The sequence below is a fragment of the Pedobacter superstes genome, from assembly GCF_037622515.1.
GTDB classification, from domain to species: domain Bacteria; phylum Bacteroidota; class Bacteroidia; order Sphingobacteriales; family Sphingobacteriaceae; genus Paradesertivirga; species Paradesertivirga superstes.
Window position 1 is genome coordinate 531,668 of record NZ_JBBJCN010000002.1, and the last position, 19,018, is coordinate 550,685.

Sequence of the window (19,018 nt, forward strand, 5' to 3'; positions counted from 1 at the left end):
CATGGACAATTTCTTCAACCTTGATCAAAAGCAAATTTTATCAGTAACAATGATTCTGTTTGCGATTATTGATATAATAGGCGCTATACCTGTTGTAATTTCATTAAGAAAGAAATCAGGACATATTCAATCTGAGAAAGCCAGCCTGGTTGCTCTCGTACTAATGATTTTGTTTCTCTACCTCGGGGATGAATTATTAAGCCTTATTGGGTTGGATGTAGCCTCTTTCGCTATTGCAGGTTCAATTGTTATTTTCATCATTGCTATGGAAATGATCTTAGGCATCAACCTATTCAAAGAAGAAGTTCCAAAGACTGTTTCTATTGTGCCACTGGCATTTCCACTTATAGCAGGGGCAGGAACTATGACTACATTATTATCATTGCGATCTGAATATGAGATTCAAAACATTTTGGTGGGCGTAGTTATTAATATGCTGTTTGTATACATTGTTTTAAAAAATACGCTCACCATAGAGAAACTTATTGGTCTCTCTGGCCTGAATATTCTTAGAAAAGCATTTGGCATAATTTTACTGGCTATTGCTGTCAAATTATTCAGAAATAATACAGGTTTATAAACGAGAATAAAATTCAGAACCCAGATAGCTTAATCAAACTCTGTTAATTAGCCTTTCTTCCTCTACTAAAATTAAAAAGATCATCTTCAGCTTGATTCTCACCCGTATCTTCTATAATTTTCAATACATCCTGTGGAGAGATTGGCTTCATAAAATAGCCATATAAATTACTGTTTCTGAAATCAAGGTCAAATCGTTCCATGGATGCCGAACATACATAATGTCGGGTGTTTTTTGCAAGCTCGGGCTTAATTTCGCAATATTTTTCAAGATATTGCCATCCGTTAAGAAAAGGCATCCTAACATCAAGCAGAACTATATCAGGCAGATTATTGACGTTGTGAGCATTTACCTTAAAATAATTTAAAGCCTCAAGGCCATTAGAAAAATCAATAAATCTATAATTAGGGCAAGTTAAGAGTATAATCTTCTTATAAATATAACGATCAAGCTCATCATTGTCAATAACAGCAATAAGGTTATTCTTCATATTCTCTTATACTCAAATCATAAAAAAAGGTTAGTGAAATTTTAGAACATTTTAAATGAAATGATAGTTATTTAATAAAACTGAACCCTTAATCAAAGATCCGATGAAGCTTAACGATTTCTTTAAATTATCTATTGATGAGCAAGTGGAAACAGTTTCACAAGGGGACTTTTTAGGAGAGAGAGAAGCCAAACCATACGTGGTCTTCCTCTTTAACATTGATAATTTTTATGCGGAAGTATTTTACGATGAAATAAAAAATAAAATCACGCGCGTGAAGCCCTTTAAAGCGGTACGAATTCTTGATCCATATCTTGAAAAAGTGGATATTGACAATCTTTTGAACTGATCTCAGGTATTAGTCGGCGAAAATAAAAAATTTACGAGAAGCTATTTTAAGCAATATTACAATTGACGTAACCAGCCGATAATCCATCCTACAATAGAAATAACTATTAAAGCAATGGCAAAACCTCTAAGATAGATAACAATCTTAGGGAGCTTTTTATATGTACGAAAAATCATCATAATAAAGTTTCAGCAACTACAAAATACGAAAGTTTCAAGATTTTGTTTCAAAAAAAATTTTAAGTTATCTAACAACGCTCTTAAGAATCATCCGTAGATGAAAACGTGAATTTTTAGCTTTGACAAAAAAATACAGAAGAAATCCATTACTATTGTTAAATGAGCACTCAAGAGATTACACCTCGTAACGATGCAGGTAGAACGTACATTAATAATCAAAAAATTTATTGGGACTTTAACGATAGTAACCTGCTTGAAGTGGAGATCGCTTCAATTTCCGCAATTGGTGAATACACAACGGTTCATGCTTTACACAGGAACGAATGGTTTATCGTATTTATCCTGAACCAAAAAGAAGCGTTGCAGATTTCTGCCTATGCACAGGGAATGCAGGAAGTTTTAGAAAAATTGTCTGAAATACTATCTTCTGAAATAGCAGGCAAACTGGCGATGGCTTCCGATTTTAAAAGCAATGTTATTTACCCCGAACAATTGGCCGGACAAGAATTATATGAGCTAAGAATAATTGAATCTAAAACATGGTTCGACAGGTTTAGAGCACGGATGGGTTTTGGAGATCCTTTAGAATTAGTACTTAAAAAATATGTGAATGAATGGGTAGAAGAAAGACAATAGAAAAAAACCGCTATCAAATCACTATTTAAATCAGATAGTTTGTGCGGCAAGATATTTTTCAATGGCCTCACCTATCTCAGCAGCTGGTAGGGCAACAGAGTTTGAACTCTGCAATGAAGCCTCCCATTTCCCATCGGACCCTTTACCTATCATACCTGAAGTATTGGCATTACTTACAGAGTAAAAACCTTCATGTAATTGCGGTATAACAGAATATTCAAGTCCGTTGACATTAACTGTAAATGCGTTCATTAAAGTTTAATAACGGTGACCCTGATTTTGTTTTCAAAAAACCTGAGGTAAAAAAAAAGCATCCGCTTGAGGCGGATGCTTACGATTTATATATTAGTGCTGTTTAGCTAACTTTTACATTTACCGCGTTAAGACCTTTTTTACCTTGTTCTACATCGTAGCTCACGGTGTCATTCTCGCGAATGTTATCAATTAGGCCTGAAGAATGAACGAAGATTTCGCTACCACCATTACTAGGTGTGATGAATCCGAAACCTTTAGTTTCATTGAAAAATTTTACTGTTCCTTGTTGCATTATTTTATTTATTTATAAGTTGTAAAGGTACAATTAAATAATCTATAAATCAGGATTTTATTTCATTTAATAATTTATCGTGGTATTAAAGGAAAATTATATTTGCCACATGAATATTCAAAACTATAAAAATCACACACGATACTATTATCCGCATCATTTTATTTTTTACCCTGTTGTTATTTTATTAATCATATTAAGTGTTCGGGCTTATACAAATTATAAAGAACTTCAATTAGAATTCGTTTTACTTGCTTTCGCATTCACCCTGATAGGCTGGCTGTCATTTATGATGAGACAACATTACGCTCTCAATAATCAGAACCGTATTATCAGGCTGGAGCTCCGATTACGATATTATCAGCTAACCAACCAGCGTCTGGAAATTCTGGAAGACAAATTGTCTATGGCTCAGCTAGCCGCCCTCCGGTTTGCATCAGATGAGGAGTTTCCAAGCCTTGCTCAGTCTGCAGCAGATAATAATTTATCCCCCGCCATCATTAAAAAATCTATAAAAAATTGGCTTCCTGATAATATGCGTGCCTAAATAGCGTGAATTTAAAACTAAAACTCAACCCTGTTAGTTCTAATTAAAAGCTTTTACATGGAACAGGAAGAAAGAATCATTAATGCCCCCAATGAGGACAAATTATGGCAGGAGTTAATTTCCGATTTTAACAAAAACCCTGATCAGTCCGATTATCATGTAGTTCTGGAACAAAACGAAAGAAGGGTTATTCTGGATATTTGCAACAATCATGGAGTTGGATTTGAAGCGGTGGAGTATACTTCTTTGAGTGCCTATCTTTATAGCCGTAATAATTTTCGATTTGCCATTCATAACCAAAACTTCAAAGATGAAGTAGGCAAATTCTTTGGAATGCAGGATATAATTTTAGGTTTTACAGAATTTGACGGGAAATTTATCATTAAAACTAATGATGAAAATAAAACGGCATTAATTTTCGCAGACAACAAAGTAAGGAATACACTTCAAAGTATACCGGATTCGACTTTTGGTATTGTAGAATATACTTTGGAAGATGGAAATGGAAAGGTACCCTTTCTTGAATTAAGAATTGAAAAAGCTATTACCGATTTAACTCAGCTGAAAGCAATTTATACTGCTTTCTTTAAGGTATTAGTAATGATCGAACAATAGCTATTCATTGCGATTAAAAAGTCTTCCGCTATTAGCTAAGCGTTTTTAGAAGAAGACTTTTTGTTTTTATTCTCAAAAAAAGGAACAACCACACATAGTACCAGTAAAGCTACAATGAACACATAAATATCAAGATGGCTATTTCCAGAATTGGTCCCGGCAGTATTACTTAAGTCGCTATCCACAGGATTGCCAACGGCGAAAGCATTAGCACAAAACAATATGAAAACAAGTGTTAACAGAGAGGAAAGAGCAGTGATTTTTTTAGCTATATTCATGATGTATTTATGACATTCTATTTCAAGTACAATGGTATTAAAAAAACTTTATTTAAGCATAATCTAGTTTTGCAAAAGTACTATTTTAATAATCTAACCTCATAAAGATCCTTTCTTCTGTCCTTAAGTATTTTTACGGTTCCAAAATGGTGCAGTTCATCCAACAAATGAAGATCTACGTCAACGACCAGCATCATCTCCGTATTTGGTGTAGTTTCCGCTTTAACCGCATTGGTTGGAAAAGCAAAATCTGATGGAGTAAATACCGCCGACTGGGCGAATTGAATATCCATATTATTTACTTTAGGTAAGTTACCAACGCAACCAGCTATTGCTACATAACATTCATTTTCTATCGCTCTGGCCTGTGCGCAATGCCTTACCCGGGTATAACCGTTTTGAGTATCCGTTAAAAACGGAACGAATAAAATTTGCATCCCCTGATCAGCATAAATCCGGCTCAGCTCAGGAAACTCAACATCATAACAGATCAGTATACCTATCTTCCCGCAATCGGTATCAAACACCTGGACCTTATCTCCTCCAACCATTCCATAATATTTCTGTTCGTTAGGAGTTATATGAATCTTTCTGTATTCTTCGGTTTTACCGGTACGGTGACAAAGGTAGGTGGCGTTGTATAATTTATTGTTTTCGATTATAGGCATGCTCCCCGAAATAATGTTCACATTGTAAGAAAGAGCATAGGTTTGAATTTTACTGACAATTTCTTCTGTTAGTTCGGCCAGCTTACGCATAGCTTCCATTTCAGGTAAATGATTATAAGGCTGTAAAAGGGGCGTATTAAACAGTTCAGGGAACATAATGAAATCCGATTTATAGCCACTCACTGCGTCGACAAAAAACTCAACCTGCTCATAGAAACTTTCCATATCAGGAAACAGACGCATTTGCCACTGAACCAACCCAATACGTATGGTTTTAGCCGAGCGTGCCGAAGCATCAAGTCCCTGATAATAAATGTTATTCCATTCAATAAGAGTAGCAAATTCTTTAGATTCATGATCGCCGGGCAGATAGTTCTTAAGCACTTTTCTAACGTGGAAATCATTGGATATCTGAAAAGTTAGCGTTGGATCGTACAACTCTTTTGCTTTTACCTTATCGATATACTGCCTTGGACTTAGTTCGTCTGCATGGGCATGATACCCGGGTATTCGCCCTCCGGCAATAATACTTTTGAGGTTTAATGTTTCACATAGTTCTTTTCTTGCTTCATATAATCTCCTTCCTAAACGCAACCCCCTGTACTCAGGAGAAACGAAGATTTCGATCCCATACAATGTATCGCCATTTGAATTATGGGTGGAAAAAGTATATTCACCGGTTATCAACTTATACGTATGCTTATCACCATACTGATCATAATCAACAATTATTGCCAAAGAGCAGGCCACTACTTTATTATCTACCGCAATACATAACTGGCCTTCCGGAAATAATTTTAACAGTTTAGCTATAGTGGACTTACCCCATATTTGCCCGCCAAGAGTATCATATGCCTGCTCCATAGACTCTTTTAAGTCATCGTAATCTGCAAGAGTAAGTTTTCTAAGTTCAATGTTCATTTTTTAAATTCTAATTCACAAATCGATTTATTCATGAATTTCTGCTAAAATAACAAATAATGACATGGAATTATGAGTTCCCTTTCCCCATAGAAATAAAAAGCAGGCAAATTTTCCACTTAAAAAGCGATTCTAAAAAAGTCTCAATATTTTATTCTCAAAAAAAGTAAAATCAAATCACATTCAGGCATTCCTGAACAGATGATTACCTTTGCATTTTGAAATTCACAGCATCCATCAATAATTCAACTTGATATCATGATAAAAATTGGCACCTATAATTATCTAAAGGTTAAAACCACGTCCCCTGAAGGATTAATCCTTACAGATGGAGAGCGGGAGGTGCTGCTTCCTGATCTGAAACAACCTGTGGAAACCGGAGAAGAATTATTAGTTTTTGTATATCATCAAAAAGATGGAAATATAATCGCCACCACTAAAAGGCCGTATGCCTGCGCCGGAGATTTTGCTTTTCTGAAAGTTGTTGATAAAAATGCAAGCGGGACTTTTATGGATCTGGGTATCGATAAAGATCTTTTTATCCCTTCAGAAAAACAGCTTTATCCGCTTGAAAAGGGCAAAAAATATGTAGTGTATGTTTATCTTGATAAGATAGAGGGCAAATTAACAGCCACTACCTGGTTTGAGGACAAAGCAGACACTGACTTAAAAGATCTGGAGGAAGGTGACGAAGTAAGTCTTTTGATTTATGATAAAAGCGACCTGGGATACAGTGCGATTATTGACAACAGGTATATTGGCTTATTATATCGTAATGAAGTTTATGAAGAACTGGAAATTGGCGAAACCAGGGTTGGATATATTAAAAAGATCAGGGAAGAGAATAATAAAATTGACCTAAGTCTGCGTCAGGTAGGGTTTGACTTTATACTTGACTCGAGAGATGTTGTACTGAATATTCTTAAGAAAAATGGAGGAGTACTGAATCTTGGCGATAAAAGTTCGCCGGAAGAAATACGGGAACGATTAAAAATGAGCAAAAAAGCATTTAAGCAGGTTATTGGCGGATTGTATAAACAGAGATTAATAACGATGTCGGAAAATGAAATCAGACTTTCGCCTGTAGAATTTGATAAAGAAGCGGAATAATATTAAAAGTAATACTCATAAAAAAACCTCCTGATAAATTTCCGGAGGTTTTTTTATGAACAAGAAATTCAATATATTTTAATAAAATTAAGCAGTCGCTACCATTTTACTGGTACTTCTGTAAACATATGAGTTGAAAATATGTCTTCTTGCGAATCTTCCCGGAGAATCAGCGTTTATCAGTTTTATATACACGGCTTTAGGAACATCAAAATATTCGTAAACACTGCCATCAAAAAAATTCACTGTCAACACCTGAGATTTATATTCAAAATCCGCAATATTTGATGTTGTAGTTGTAAGGGTGTACTCTTGTAAAGACTGCTTACGTGTTTCCGGAGCAATACTTACTAAAAAGTGATAGGCTTCTATAATGGTTTTACTTTTTTCTTCAGCTTCCAGCTTACTATCTACACAATCCTGAAATTTATCAGGGTGCCAGTTTTTCATTAAAGTGCGGTACACCGTTTTTAATTCTTGCAGCTCTGCAGCCTCATTCACTCCTAAAAGTTTTCTGTAATCGACAATTTTCTTCATGTAATCAATTGTATTATTGAAATTAAAGCAAACGAGAATTTCAAAGCTTTTTCAATAAAATAATTTGCAAAGGTACATATTATATATTAGCCCGAAGAAAAAGATAGTTCAAAAAATAAGTAAGATACTAGACCTTACTTTCGGGGTTAAACATCTGATTGACAATTGAAAACAACTCAGGATGTTTTTCTTCAAATTGTTCGGGTTTCTCAAAAAAATATTCTGCAACAACCGCAAAAAATTCTGATTCATGAGTAAGGGCATAAGGGTCAATATCAGACTTACCACTTTGAATCCGTCTTATTTCTTGCTCCATTGCCGTGATCCAGGGAAGGATATAACTGTTCTGAAGTAACAGTTCCGGAATGCCGTCAATATAACCATCCGCCTTGTCGAGCAGATGTACAAATTCGTGAATAGCTGTATTCTGAACGCCTCCTGACAGATCAAAGCCTTTATGCAGGGCTATTTTCGACAGAACCATCTGTCCATTAAGATATCCTGTACCCACCATACCTAACAAGCTGCGGTTTTCTCCTTCATATTCAAATTCATGATTGAACGTATCACGGTATAAAATTACGTTCGTCAGGTTTCTGTATTCCCAGTTGCCGAAATTGAAAATCGGAATGATAGCGCTGGCAGCAACTAAAACCCTGTCCTTATCATCTATTGCTGTACCAATACCTTCAATTGTAGTTCTTCCCAGGAATGAACAAACCTTTTCTACAAATCTTATCTTTTTACTCTCATCGAGTTTTCGATAGAATAATACATTTTGCTGAAGCAGACTACTATACCTTTCTTTTTGATCAGTATCAATAGTTTTGTTTGTTGATTTCCTATAGAATATAATAAGACTAATTAATATAGCGAAAGCTGTTATGATAATTAGTGTAAACATTTTTAGAGTATTTTATAATGTTTCATAAGCTGAAAGAGGTTGAACTTACATATATATAAATTTATATGAGATAAAAAAGCTCACAACATATTAACGCCGGATAATCCGGATATTGATATACATTCGCAGCCTGCATGAAAATTCTTTAACTCCACCGGACCAACTAAAAAAAGTTTCCAGTCTAAAAATTGATATTTTGGGAAAACGATAAATGAAGTATGCTGCCTTTAATAAATTCTTAAATAACTGATATCATCAAAGTTTAAAGTCACACCTTTAACCACCCTAAAGTTTGTCGCATAAAAAAAGTCTTCTGATTACTCAGAAGACTCATCTTTAAACCCCAACCTAGTAGTAATAATTTCCGTTTTTTTCTTGTTTCTTCCTTTGTCCGGGAGGCATTCCATGCGGGTGATTTCCCTTATTACCCTTTTTTGAATCATAATCGCCATTCCGGCCATTTGTGTAAACTTTAACACGGTCCGTTCTCATTTCGTAATGCCCAGGTATGGTACGTACACCAATTCCCAGAATTCCCCTGGTTTGGTATTCTGGAATCCAGACACGTTTTTCAATTAATTGCCAACGATATTCACCACGTTCATCACTATAAGTCCCGGATTCGTATGTTCTGCTCACAACCTGTTCTCTGTTTTGCGCCATTGCGCTGTTAGCCGTTAATGCTGCAAAAACAGCCAACATGTAAATCAGTCTTTTCATCATTTAGATTTTGAAAGTTTTAATATTAGCAAGGTAAAGCGAGAAGATGAAGTGAAGATGAATTTCTCCAAATATTTGATTTTTTTTGCCGATTTTCCTTAAGGTACCAAGGGCAATTTCAGAAATCCTATGGTTCTGATAGATAACATCCTCAACTAAATTACAGCCGCAACATTAAACCCGATCTATATTTTTTCTGAGTAGAAGTTTTATCATGCCTCAAAAAGAGATAGGGTTATGACCACGAATATCTATGTAATCTTCAAAAAGAATTTTTAACGGGGGATAATCATATGAATCAACAGATAGGACTTCTGCTGTTTTTAAGTTCAAATACACAGCCATTAAGCTGTTGAGTAACCTTTATTTGACAGGCCAACCGGCTTTTATAATCGGAATCAGGAAGAAGATCCAATGTATCTATCTCATGATCACCAGCCTCGGTCAATTGATCAAATCCATTTAACACTACCACATGACAGGTAGCACATTGAGCAATTCCACGGCAAGTTGCCGCTATCGGATATTCCCATGCTTTTAACACTTCCATCAAACTCAGATTGATATAATCAGGAATCTCAATACACTGAACATGGGCATTAATGTCTTTTACTTGAAAACTTATCATATAGCCTGTATCACCTTACAAAGGAGGGCATACTAACAGGTAAATAAAATGACGGAAATCACATTTCTATATGATTTAGTCTGCGTTTCAAAACTCGTCTTTAATGTTTAAAATCATTAATCTATTTGATTAAGAACACCCTTATACTACAAAATACCTGGTATTTTGGGCAGGTAATGGTAAACATGAAAAAGGAAATATTAAATTTTATTAAAGAAAATAAAATCGCGACCATAGCATGTTCAGATGAAAACAATAAGCCCTATTGTTTTCATTGCTTTTACATTTTTGATGAGATAAATAACATGCTATTTTTCAAATCTTCATTGAACACCTACCATTCAAAGGCCATTATTAACAATCCAGGCATAGCAGGAAGCATATTGCCGAATAAAATTGATTTCATCGCATTAAAAGGCATACAATTTACCGGCATCATTTTGACAAAAGATTTTCCGGATGATGTTAATCCTAACCATTATTACCATAAAAAACTACCGCTTGCATTGGCTAAACCCGGAAACGTCTTCTGTATTAAATTAGAGATGGTTAAGATGAGTGACAACACAAATATTTTTGGTGAAAAACTACTCTGGCAACGGTCTGAACTAATTTCGGGCTAAAAGTTCACTTGCCCTTTGATGGCCATTTGTTTTATTATGAATTTAAAATCTTGAGGGTGCTTTTTATGCAATAGCTGCCTAATTAATACCTGCCGGGAATCTAATTCCTACAAATCCAAAGCAAATAGGCATATAGTCCATGTTTTTTGGGGAAAATGCGGACTAAACGCGGACTATATGCGGACTTGCTAAGCATCAGGGGTTAACTTGGTAACACGAATAAGTGGCATTAAGCCAGTCCTCCCAAGAGCCAAGCGCTGAAATTAAGTCTCATTGTATCAACTTTGTTTCTGTGATACTAAATAAGTGAATTAAAAGAATCGATAGCCTTTACGAGGAATGCCCAAAGTTATTTAGCCCAGAATTCATTCGGATAGCTTTCTGAATAAGGCTGATGTATGTCAGCTATTAATTCTCCCATTTCATCTAATTGCTGCACTGATAAAGTCTTTTCGATATATGGAAACAATTCGCGTTCCTCAAAACGAATATGAGCTTCGATCAGATCTGCAAGTTTGAGCAATATGTCTTTATCATTTTCTGGCAAATTATTTATCAGATCCCTGATTTCTGAATGTTCCCGTATTGTTCTTTTGCGATATTCATCATCTGAATCAAGATAAATAAGAACCTGATTTTCCTCCTCTTCAAAATGAGGAATTAATGCTTCGCCAGCAAAATGGGAAACGTAGTTTGCCAGCTCGCCGACTGAAACATTGCGTTTTAATCCCTCTTTGATCTTCCATCCCAAAAGAAGTCCGTGATGATGATCGCGTGATAACTCGATCAGGTTCTTATTTCGTTTCATAAATTTGGTATTTAGGCGATTTATAGACTTAAATCCAGTTCTTTTTCAAGCTGAATAGCTTTTGGGAAAAGGATATTATTTTCAAGATGCACATGATTAAACAGGTCGTCTTCAAACTCCATCAATTTTTTATAAAGTATTGTATAGGATGCACATGCATCAGCAGGCAGGGTGTAATCATTACTTGCTGCACGAATAGCGGCGAAATCCTCCCCTGCCTGCTCATGCTCCATCTCCATCATTTGAGTCGGATTATCTACACTTCCAAATGCTGCGGGACTAATTGAGGTTTTATTTTTAGAAGCAAAGACTAATTCTTTAATAAAAGGAAATAGAATTTTCTCTTCTTTCATCAGGTGCAGAGTAAAATCGGAAGCTACACGAGAAAAGATCTGTGCTACCTCAATTAACTCAGGATGTGTGTCGCCATGAACGCTTGCCACCTTATTAGCAAGTTCAGTAATAAAAGGAATATTTTCTTTAACATACAAATGATGCGTATTAATAATGTAATCGGTTAAAAAATCCAGATCCCATTTATCAAAAGGCAGTGAGCTCCCCTGTCCAAAATCTTGCACATTTGCTAATTCGGCTCTAACCTTTTCTACATCAATATCTTTTGCTTTACAGACTTCTTCAATAGTTTTTTTACCACCGCAACAAAAGTCAATACCCAGCTTTTTAAACACCTGAGCTTTGCGGAAATCTTTTGCCACTATTTCTCCAATAGTTTCATTAGACTGAGCGGTACTAATTTTACCGATTTTTACATTCCACCATTGCGGACCGTTTTCCAGATATTCCCATGTGAACACCTTACCCCTCTCACTCAGAAATTTGTAATAAAGTGGTTTAGGGTCGTGATCATTACGAATGATAAATACCTGGCCAGGATTTAATGCATCAAATTTTTCAAAAATCCGGGGATGCTTAAAACTGGGTTCAATTTGGGTTACATCAAGAGTTAAAACAGTTTCCATAATTAATCTATAAATAAAAGATATTTTTGTCTTCTATTTACAAAGAAGGCTATTTTTAAATAAGAGGAAAATGATTTGAATCACTTTTTGAAGATTTTGAATAAAAAATGCCAGGCACAAAATTGAGACTGGCACTTGGTTTAGGTTTCAGAATATTTTACTGGCTGGAAGAAATCAGCTCCTGGACATCAAAGCTATAGGCATAAGGCATTATCAATAAGGGTACTTTAATAGAATGCGCAAGTTGTTTACTTATGCTAATATGAAACAGCCCCTCAAAGAAGTCGTATCGTTTATGAACAAGAGTTAAAATATCTACTTTATCCGAATTACTAATTGCAAGCAAGCCTTTGGGAACATTATCTCCTTTAATGGTTTTGTATGTTAACTTGATATCTTCTTCATTTAATTGTTCAGATATAGAATATTCAACCACTTTTTCGGATTCACTCAGCGGGAGATCTAATGGAGAGATATGGCTCACGGCTATCTCTGCGTTAAATGCTTTTGCAAGTTTTGCCAGGTAAGAAATCACTGTCGAATTATCAAAAGTAAGATCGGTCGCATAGGTAATATTCCTGATATCTTTAAAATACGCGTTTTCAGGGACAATTAAAACCGGGCAATTAATACTGTCAATAATATCGCTGGTATGGCTGCCAAAGAATTTTAACAGACCTTTTGATTTATTTGAGCCAATTACTACAAGGTCTATTGATTTTTCATGGACAACATTTTCGGCAACTTCTCTCAACATATCCAAATCATTGATATATGATATCGATGGACAAAAACTTAGAGGTTCCTGATTAAAAGAAAGTATTTGATGTAAATGCATGCCAATCTCTCTGAGACGTTTAATAGTCTGGTTACGTAAGATCAATTGATCTGCCAGTGGATATGATAATTTCTCTTTAATTTCTAAAGCATGGCATAGAAAGATATTGGCTTTAATTTTTAATGCCATATGCATTGCATATTCTGCAGCCGATTTAGAGCGATCAGAAAAATCTGTTAATACCAGGATATTTTTCATACCTAAATTTATTTTCTTATGATATAAAAATCGACTGATACTACGAACAATTGAATGACAGAAATCATCCCAGGACATGATCATAAACAGAAATATAGTATATTCTACTTGCGACCTTTAAAAAGATAAGCCACATACGTTTTTGATTCAGGCTAATTCGCTGATCTACCTTGAAACTGCAGAATTACGTTAAAACCACCGAATATGAAGAATAAAGTCTATTCTATTGAAAAAAAGGCAGGAATTTGGATTAACCACACCTGTGCACATGTTTATCAGTTAAATGATAATTTTCAGTACGAATTAAAAACCTTTTTTTCAGAACCTGAACAAAGCCAGGAAGAACAGGGAGGAAAAAAACATTCCAGGTTTAAACGAATGTTTATGAATCAGGCCAGGATACAACGTCGGGAACACCAAAAAATGTTAAAGTTTTTCGACTTAATAACACATCAGATACGAGATATAAACTATTTATATCTGTTTGGGCCAGGTAGTTCAAAGCATGAGTTGAGTAATTTTGTAGAGAAAGCGGGTAAAAAATTTTCTATCAAAGTTATGGCTGTTGATGCAGCCGATAAAATGACTCCGGCTCAAATGCTTGAACAGGTAAAAAATTATTTCAGAAGCTTAAGTTTCGAAGATTCACAAAGACAGTTATTATCAACTGAGCACTAATAATAAAGCTTTCAGCATTATTACAGAATTGAGAAGTGCAATGCTGCATGTAGCACACCGGAAATTGCTGATTAGGATTATAAAAAGATGTGATCTGTATCATTTCGCCAATGGGCATAGAAATGCAACTTTATCGATACAAATAAAGGATTTAATTAGTTGAAATTCAATTAATTAATACCTGACCCCAGGTTAAGATAAATCATTTTTATGTACGATTAGCAATGAGAAAAATACTATTAATTGACGATGACGAAGATTTCAGAGAAGGTGTGGCTGAAATACTTCAATTATCTAATTACGTAACCTTAACCGCCCCTGATGGAAAAACCGGAGTTGAAAAGGCGCTAAAAGAAAAGCCGGATTTAATTATCTGCGACGTATCCATGCCTCATATGGATGGATTTAGTGTGCTTCATATTTTAAGCCGTCATCCGGAAACAGTAGCCATTCCCTTTATTTTCATGACCGGAAAGAATGAATTAACAGACATTCGAAAAGGTATGGGTATGGGCGCTGATGATTACCTGGTAAAACCATTTGATGAAACTGATCTCTTGAATTCAATAGAAATGAGATTGAGTAAAACTAATGCACTTAAAGGTAAACTTACAGACATTCAGCAAAACATAGTTACATTTATTAAAGAAATCCGGTTAAACGGCACAGCAAATCTGGCCGTTATTGATAGCTCTGTTCATAAATATAAAAAGAAACATATTCTTTATTCTGAAGGTCAAAAGGCTTCGGCCGTGTTTTTCATGGTAAGCGGAAAGGTGAAGGAGTACATGATTAACGAAGACGGGAAAGAGCTGATCACGAATATGTATGGTAAAGGAGATTTTATAGGTTATACAACCGTTTTAGAAAATAGCCTGTATAATGAAGCTGCCCAAATTATAGAAGATGCTGAGTTGCTGTTAATTCCAAAAAAAGATTTTCTTCAACTATTAAACAATAACCTTCAGGTAGCAAATGAATTTATCAATATGTTATCGCATAATGTTGTAATCAAAGATCAAAAGCTATTACAGCTTGCCTACAGTTCGCTGCGTAAAAAAGTAGCCACCGGTATTATTGAGGTTATTGACAAATTTAAAGATAAAAGAGATGGCAAACCTGTTATTGAGATTTCTCGTGAGGACCTTGCTAATGTGATCGGGGCAGCGCAGGAATCGCTTAGCAGAACTCTTAAAGAGTTTAAAAATGAAAATCTGATCGATATGCTTGAGGGAAATATAGTGGTTTTAAACGACACCAAGCTCAGGCAGCTGGGGTTTTAGGGGCGCCAGATTTTAATCATTCCAATTCAGACCGTCTTTGCATGGGGAAATTTTCAAATATTTTGGGAGAAATATTTATATCTCTTTAATGCTTTTTAAGGTCGGCAAAAAAGTCAAATTCCAGTGATAATGGCCAGAACTTGATAACAACCTGGTAATCAAAAATTAAACAGAGGTTTTATATTAATAATTTCAGATGGAAACTATTTTAGTTCTTACGGATTTTTCATACAATGCATTTAATGCTGCCAGATATGCTGTTAACCTTGCAAACCAATTGCATGCAGCTAAAGTGATTATATATCATTCATTTAAGCTGGTGCCTTCTGATAATCCACCTCCATTCGCCTCTGAAGTTGAGGATCTGTGGAGTCAGACTGTCGAAAGATTAAATGAACTTAAAAGCTCATTACAGTTTTTTACAAACGAAAACACTAGTATTGAAACTCTTACGGATCAGAAGTCCCTACAATCGGCTATTGAATATATCAATAAGGAAGAGAAAGTTGGACTGGTTATAATGGGAAGTATTGGAAACAATAGACTTAAGGGTTTATTTATCGGAAGTAACACCCGCTCGCTATCTGATAGCTGCGAACTTCCTTTATTGATAATATCTCCTGATACAAGGATTGAAAGGCTTGAAAAAGCTGAAAGATCTGAGCTTGCCTGCAGTTGATAAAACACGGGGCAGAATCCGGCCCATCGGATCCACCAATTTGAACAAGAGCTTCATTCCAAATCATCAGTTTTTTATTTTTTAGAGATAAAGCAGAAATTTTAGGGTCTCATACATATAAACAGAACAAGCGTTAAACAGGCTGCTTGAACTATCATTACTCTTACAATTTTATTGTCAGAAAGGTCCTTGCTGATATAAACCGGCCATCAGATTTTACATCTTAAACCAATCAGTATTTAACGATAGGCCTGCCCCGAGGAGCTCCCTGGCTTATCAACTCCCGCGGGGTGCAAAAGGGTTCAGTACATTTTCTCAGACCCCATTCTCATTATAAAAATTTTATTTTAAATGTATAGCATAAAAAAAGCGGCTTAAGTAAAGCCGCTTGATAACAAATCAATTTAGTGTTATGCTACTTCCAGTTTTTTAACTTTTTGGCCTGGCTCTGCCGTTTTGCCTTCAAAAGCCTTTATGTAAATCTCTTTCAGTTCGCTGATCAAAGGATACCGCGGATTAGCTCCTGTACACTGATCATCGAATGCCTGTTCAGACATGGTATCAATAGTTGCATAGAATTTAGCCTCTGTTACTCCAAATTCCTTAATCGATTTTGGGATACCAACTTTCACTTTAAGCTCTTCAATAGCCATTATTAACAGCTCAACTTTCTCTGTCTCATCTTTTCCGCCAAGATTCAGGTAATCAGAAATACGAGCATATCTCCACTTAGCATTTGGATATTTATATTGTGAAAATGTGGCTTGTTTACGAGGATTATCTACAGCGTTAAAACGTATAACCTCTGATATTAACATCGCGTTTGCAACACCATGCGGTACATGATGAGAGGCTCCAAGTTTGTGAGCAAGAGAGTGACAAACACCAAGAAATGCATTTGCAAATGCCATTCCTGCAATGGTAGAAGCATGGGCCATTTTCTCTCTGGCCTTGATATTAGTTGTTCCTTCATTATAGGCTTCCGGAAGATATTTAAAGATCAGCCTGATAGCTTCCAGTGCTAAACCATTTGTAAATTCTGAAGCCAGCACAGATACGAATGCTTCCAGAGCATGGGTCAGAGCATCTATTCCTGATGCAGACGTTAAGCTTTTTGGCATATTCATCATCAACTCTGCATCAACAATGGCGATATCGGGAGTTAACTCATAATCCGCCAAAGGATACTTAATATCAGTGGTTTCATCTGTTATTACCGCAAATGGCGTTACTTCAGAGCCAGTACCTGCAGACGTTGGAACAGCCACAAATAATGCTTTCTCTCCCATTTTAGGAAAAGGATAAACACGCTTGCGGATATCCATGAAACGCATGGCCAGATCTTCAAATCGTTCAAGAGGATGTTCGTACAGAACCCACATAATTTTTGCAGCATCCATAGGAGAACCTCCGCCTAAAGCGATTATAGTATCAGGCTGGAAATTAATCATTTCTGCTGCGCCTTTTCTTGCGGTAGAAAGGGTTGGATCTGGTTCCACATCAAAATAAACCGTATGCTCAATTCCTTGTTCGTCCAATATTTTGGTTACATGATCAGTAAAACCCATATCAAACAAAACCTTGTCTGTAACTATAAACACTCTCTTTTTACCCAGTTCTTTTAACTCTCTAAGGGCCACGGGAAGGCATCCGTACTTAAAGTAAACCTTTTCAGGCATTCTGAACCATAACATATTTTCACGCCTGTTAGCAACGCTTTTAATGTTTAATAAATGTTTAACACCTACATTTTCTGATACTGAATTACCACCCCAGCTGCCGCAGCCAAGCGTTAATGATGGTGATAATTTAAAATTGAAGATATCGCCAATCGCTCCCTGAGACGATGGCATATTGATAATTGTTCGTCCGGTTTTCATTGCCGCACCGAATTTTTCTATTCTATCATGGCTTTTAACTGCATCCGTGTAAAGAACCGAAGTATGACCAAAGCCACCTAATTTTACTAACCGCACGGCTTTAACTATGGCGTCGTCGAAATTTTTAGCCTTATACATTGCTAAAACCGGAGACAATTTTTCATGTGAAAAGGGTTCTTCCAGCTCTACAGATTCAACCTCGCCAATAAGTACTTTGGTTTCTTCTGGTACTGTAATTTCGGCGAGGGCTGCTATTTTTGCTGCTGATTGTCCTACAATATTTGCGTTTAAAATGCCATTTAATAATAATATAGCACCTACTTTACTAACCTCATCCTTTTTAAGGATATATGCACCCCGGTCTAAAAACTCCTTTTTAACCTCTTCATAAACCTGGTCAATCACAATTACGCTCTGCTCTGATGCGCAAATCATCCCATTATCAAAAGTTTTAGAAAGCAGAATAGAACTTACAGCCATTTTGATATGGGCGGTTTCATCCAAAATTGCAGGTGTATTTCCTGCTCCAACACCAATTGCAGGTTTACCTGAAGAATAAGCTGCTTTGACCATCCCCGGGCCACCGGTTGCCAGGATTAAATCTGCATTAGCCATTACTATTTGTGATAATTCTACAGATGGCTCATCGATCCAACCAATAATTCCTTCAGGAGCACCTGCTTTAACTGCTGCATTCAGAACGATTTTAGCAGCCGCGATGGTTGAATTCTTAGCTCGCGGATGAGGTGAAAATATAATTCCGTTACGTGTTTTTAAAGCGATGAGTGCTTTGAATACAGCGGTTGATGTAGGGTTTGTTACAGGCACAACTGCTGCTATCACACCTATGGGTTCAGCTATTTTAGTTATTCCAAATGCCTCATCTGTTTCAATAACACCACAGGTTTTTGCATTTTTATATTGATTGTAGATATATTCTGACGCGAAGTGGTTTTTTATCACTTTATCTTCCACCAGGCCCATACCAGTTTCTTCGACGGCCATTTTCGCCAATTGAATCCTGGCATTATTTGCGGCGATAGCAGCCTGTCTGAAAATCTCATCTACCTGCTCCTGGTTAAATGTTGAAAATTGTCTCTGCGCCTCCCTGACCTTCTCGATCTGCTGGAGTAATTTTTCTGAATTAGTGGCTTTCATAACTGTGAACTTTACACGCATTGCTGCTGATAAACTTGATTAAATGTTTCGGATCAATGCTCGGTCTGGAACAATTGATTTTACCAATAATAAAGTTCGTGTAAATTGTACACTATCGTGATGATGTGAGTCAAAGTTAAAAATGACACTAATCACAATGCCGTTTTGGATAGTTTTTAAATTC

The 19,018-nt window shown here is 36.0% G+C and carries 23 protein-coding genes; 10 read left to right on the forward strand and 13 right to left on the reverse strand.

The window, feature by feature from the left end; genetic code table 11:
* The first annotated feature begins 1 nt into the window (after window position 1).
* A complete protein-coding gene (locus WG906_RS07705) occupies window positions 2–580 on the forward strand; it encodes a MarC family protein (RefSeq protein WP_339991986.1) in 579 nt (192 codons plus the stop codon).
* A gap of 43 nt (window positions 581–623) precedes the next feature.
* Here WG906_RS07705 and WG906_RS07710 read toward each other — a convergent pair whose 3' ends face one another.
* Window positions 624–1,070 carry a response regulator gene (locus tag WG906_RS07710; RefSeq protein WP_339991987.1) on the reverse strand — a complete coding sequence of 149 codons (447 nt, stop codon included), beginning with the start codon at window positions 1,068–1,070 and terminating at the stop codon, window positions 624–626.
* 103 nt (window positions 1,071–1,173) lie between these two features.
* Here WG906_RS07710 and WG906_RS07715 point away from each other — a divergent pair, with 103 nt between their 5' ends.
* Together WG906_RS07715 and WG906_RS07720 are read left to right on the forward strand one after the other, a co-directional pair.
* Entirely contained in the window at window positions 1,174–1,419 is a 246-nt protein-coding gene (locus WG906_RS07715; protein ID WP_339991988.1) for a hypothetical protein, read from the forward strand.
* Window positions 1,420–1,757: 338 nt separating this feature from the next.
* A complete protein-coding gene (locus tag WG906_RS07720; RefSeq protein ID WP_339991989.1) occupies window positions 1,758–2,234 on the forward strand; it encodes a hypothetical protein in 477 nt (158 codons plus the stop codon).
* A 30-nt stretch (window positions 2,235–2,264) separates the two neighbouring features.
* Here the strand turns inward: WG906_RS07720 and WG906_RS07725 are convergent, their stop codons facing one another.
* Together WG906_RS07725 and WG906_RS07730 are read right to left on the reverse strand one after the other, a co-directional pair.
* Window positions 2,265–2,486, reverse strand: coding sequence for a hypothetical protein (locus WG906_RS07725; protein ID WP_339991990.1), 222 nt, complete (start codon window positions 2,484–2,486; stop codon window positions 2,265–2,267).
* 103 nt (window positions 2,487–2,589) lie between these two features.
* Window positions 2,590–2,781 carry a cold-shock protein gene (locus WG906_RS07730; protein WP_339991991.1) on the reverse strand — a complete coding sequence of 64 codons (192 nt, stop codon included), beginning with the start codon at window positions 2,779–2,781 and terminating at the stop codon, window positions 2,590–2,592.
* A gap of 109 nt (window positions 2,782–2,890) precedes the next feature.
* Here WG906_RS07730 and WG906_RS07735 point away from each other — a divergent pair, with 109 nt between their 5' ends.
* Together WG906_RS07735 and WG906_RS07740 are read left to right on the forward strand one after the other, a co-directional pair.
* On the forward strand, window positions 2,891–3,328 hold the full coding sequence (locus WG906_RS07735) for a DUF6526 family protein (RefSeq protein ID WP_339991992.1): 438 nt from the start codon (window positions 2,891–2,893) through the stop codon (window positions 3,326–3,328).
* 57 nt (window positions 3,329–3,385) lie between these two features.
* On the forward strand, window positions 3,386–3,943 hold the full coding sequence (locus WG906_RS07740) for a hypothetical protein (protein WP_339991993.1): 558 nt from the start codon (window positions 3,386–3,388) through the stop codon (window positions 3,941–3,943).
* Between the two features lie 35 nt (window positions 3,944–3,978).
* Here the strand turns inward: WG906_RS07740 and WG906_RS07745 are convergent, their stop codons facing one another.
* Together WG906_RS07745 and WG906_RS07750 are read right to left on the reverse strand one after the other, a co-directional pair.
* Window positions 3,979–4,221, reverse strand: coding sequence for a hypothetical protein (locus WG906_RS07745; protein WP_339991995.1), 243 nt, complete (start codon window positions 4,219–4,221; stop codon window positions 3,979–3,981).
* Window positions 4,222–4,301: 80 nt separating this feature from the next.
* Window positions 4,302–5,810 carry a carbon-nitrogen hydrolase family protein gene (locus WG906_RS07750; RefSeq protein WP_339991996.1) on the reverse strand — a complete coding sequence of 503 codons (1,509 nt, stop codon included), beginning with the start codon at window positions 5,808–5,810 and terminating at the stop codon, window positions 4,302–4,304.
* 258 nt (window positions 5,811–6,068) lie between these two features.
* Here WG906_RS07750 and WG906_RS07755 point away from each other — a divergent pair, with 258 nt between their 5' ends.
* A complete protein-coding gene (locus WG906_RS07755; RefSeq protein WP_339991997.1) occupies window positions 6,069–6,920 on the forward strand; it encodes a CvfB family protein in 852 nt (283 codons plus the stop codon).
* A gap of 87 nt (window positions 6,921–7,007) precedes the next feature.
* Here the strand turns inward: WG906_RS07755 and WG906_RS07760 are convergent, their stop codons facing one another.
* From WG906_RS07760 to WG906_RS07775, 4 genes are all read right to left on the reverse strand, one after another.
* The gene (locus WG906_RS07760) at window positions 7,008–7,457 is read right to left on the reverse strand and encodes a KTSC domain-containing protein (RefSeq protein WP_339991998.1); all 450 of its coding nucleotides are present in this window, start codon (window positions 7,455–7,457) and stop codon (window positions 7,008–7,010) included.
* A 127-nt stretch (window positions 7,458–7,584) separates the two neighbouring features.
* Window positions 7,585–8,361 carry a M90 family metallopeptidase gene (locus tag WG906_RS07765; protein ID WP_339991999.1) on the reverse strand — a complete coding sequence of 259 codons (777 nt, stop codon included), beginning with the start codon at window positions 8,359–8,361 and terminating at the stop codon, window positions 7,585–7,587.
* A 348-nt stretch (window positions 8,362–8,709) separates the two neighbouring features.
* Entirely contained in the window at window positions 8,710–9,084 is a 375-nt protein-coding gene (locus tag WG906_RS07770; RefSeq protein ID WP_339992000.1) for a hypothetical protein, read from the reverse strand.
* Window positions 9,085–9,379: 295 nt separating this feature from the next.
* Window positions 9,380–9,709, reverse strand: coding sequence for a 2Fe-2S iron-sulfur cluster-binding protein (locus WG906_RS07775; RefSeq protein WP_339992001.1), 330 nt, complete (start codon window positions 9,707–9,709; stop codon window positions 9,380–9,382).
* A 185-nt stretch (window positions 9,710–9,894) separates the two neighbouring features.
* On the opposite strand from WG906_RS07775, the gene WG906_RS07780 reads away from it, so the two are divergent.
* The gene (locus tag WG906_RS07780) at window positions 9,895–10,332 is read left to right on the forward strand and encodes a pyridoxamine 5'-phosphate oxidase family protein (protein WP_339992003.1); all 438 of its coding nucleotides are present in this window, start codon (window positions 9,895–9,897) and stop codon (window positions 10,330–10,332) included.
* Window positions 10,333–10,681: 349 nt separating this feature from the next.
* Here WG906_RS07780 and WG906_RS07785 read toward each other — a convergent pair whose 3' ends face one another.
* From WG906_RS07785 to WG906_RS07795, 3 genes are all read right to left on the reverse strand, one after another.
* Window positions 10,682–11,140 carry a hemerythrin domain-containing protein gene (locus tag WG906_RS07785; protein WP_339992004.1) on the reverse strand — a complete coding sequence of 153 codons (459 nt, stop codon included), beginning with the start codon at window positions 11,138–11,140 and terminating at the stop codon, window positions 10,682–10,684.
* A gap of 20 nt (window positions 11,141–11,160) precedes the next feature.
* The gene (ric, locus tag WG906_RS07790; protein WP_339992005.1) at window positions 11,161–12,120 is read right to left on the reverse strand and encodes an iron-sulfur cluster repair di-iron protein; all 960 of its coding nucleotides are present in this window, start codon (window positions 12,118–12,120) and stop codon (window positions 11,161–11,163) included.
* A 157-nt stretch (window positions 12,121–12,277) separates the two neighbouring features.
* On the reverse strand, window positions 12,278–13,156 hold the full coding sequence (locus WG906_RS07795) for a universal stress protein (RefSeq protein ID WP_339992006.1): 879 nt from the start codon (window positions 13,154–13,156) through the stop codon (window positions 12,278–12,280).
* A 204-nt stretch (window positions 13,157–13,360) separates the two neighbouring features.
* Here WG906_RS07795 and WG906_RS07800 point away from each other — a divergent pair, with 204 nt between their 5' ends.
* The 3 genes from WG906_RS07800 to WG906_RS07810 all read left to right on the forward strand — a co-directional run bounded on the left by WG906_RS07800 (window position 13,361) and on the right by WG906_RS07810 (window position 15,796).
* A complete protein-coding gene (locus tag WG906_RS07800; RefSeq protein ID WP_339992007.1) occupies window positions 13,361–13,834 on the forward strand; it encodes a hypothetical protein in 474 nt (157 codons plus the stop codon).
* Window positions 13,835–14,058: 224 nt separating this feature from the next.
* Entirely contained in the window at window positions 14,059–15,117 is a 1,059-nt protein-coding gene (locus WG906_RS07805) for a response regulator (protein WP_339992008.1), read from the forward strand.
* Between the two features lie 196 nt (window positions 15,118–15,313).
* Window positions 15,314–15,796, forward strand: coding sequence for a universal stress protein (locus WG906_RS07810; RefSeq protein WP_339992009.1), 483 nt, complete (start codon window positions 15,314–15,316; stop codon window positions 15,794–15,796).
* Window positions 15,797–16,206: 410 nt separating this feature from the next.
* Here WG906_RS07810 and adhE read toward each other — a convergent pair whose 3' ends face one another.
* On the reverse strand, window positions 16,207–18,834 hold the full coding sequence (adhE, locus tag WG906_RS07815) for a bifunctional acetaldehyde-CoA/alcohol dehydrogenase (protein WP_339992010.1): 2,628 nt from the start codon (window positions 18,832–18,834) through the stop codon (window positions 16,207–16,209).
* Window positions 18,835–19,018 lie beyond the last annotated feature (184 nt).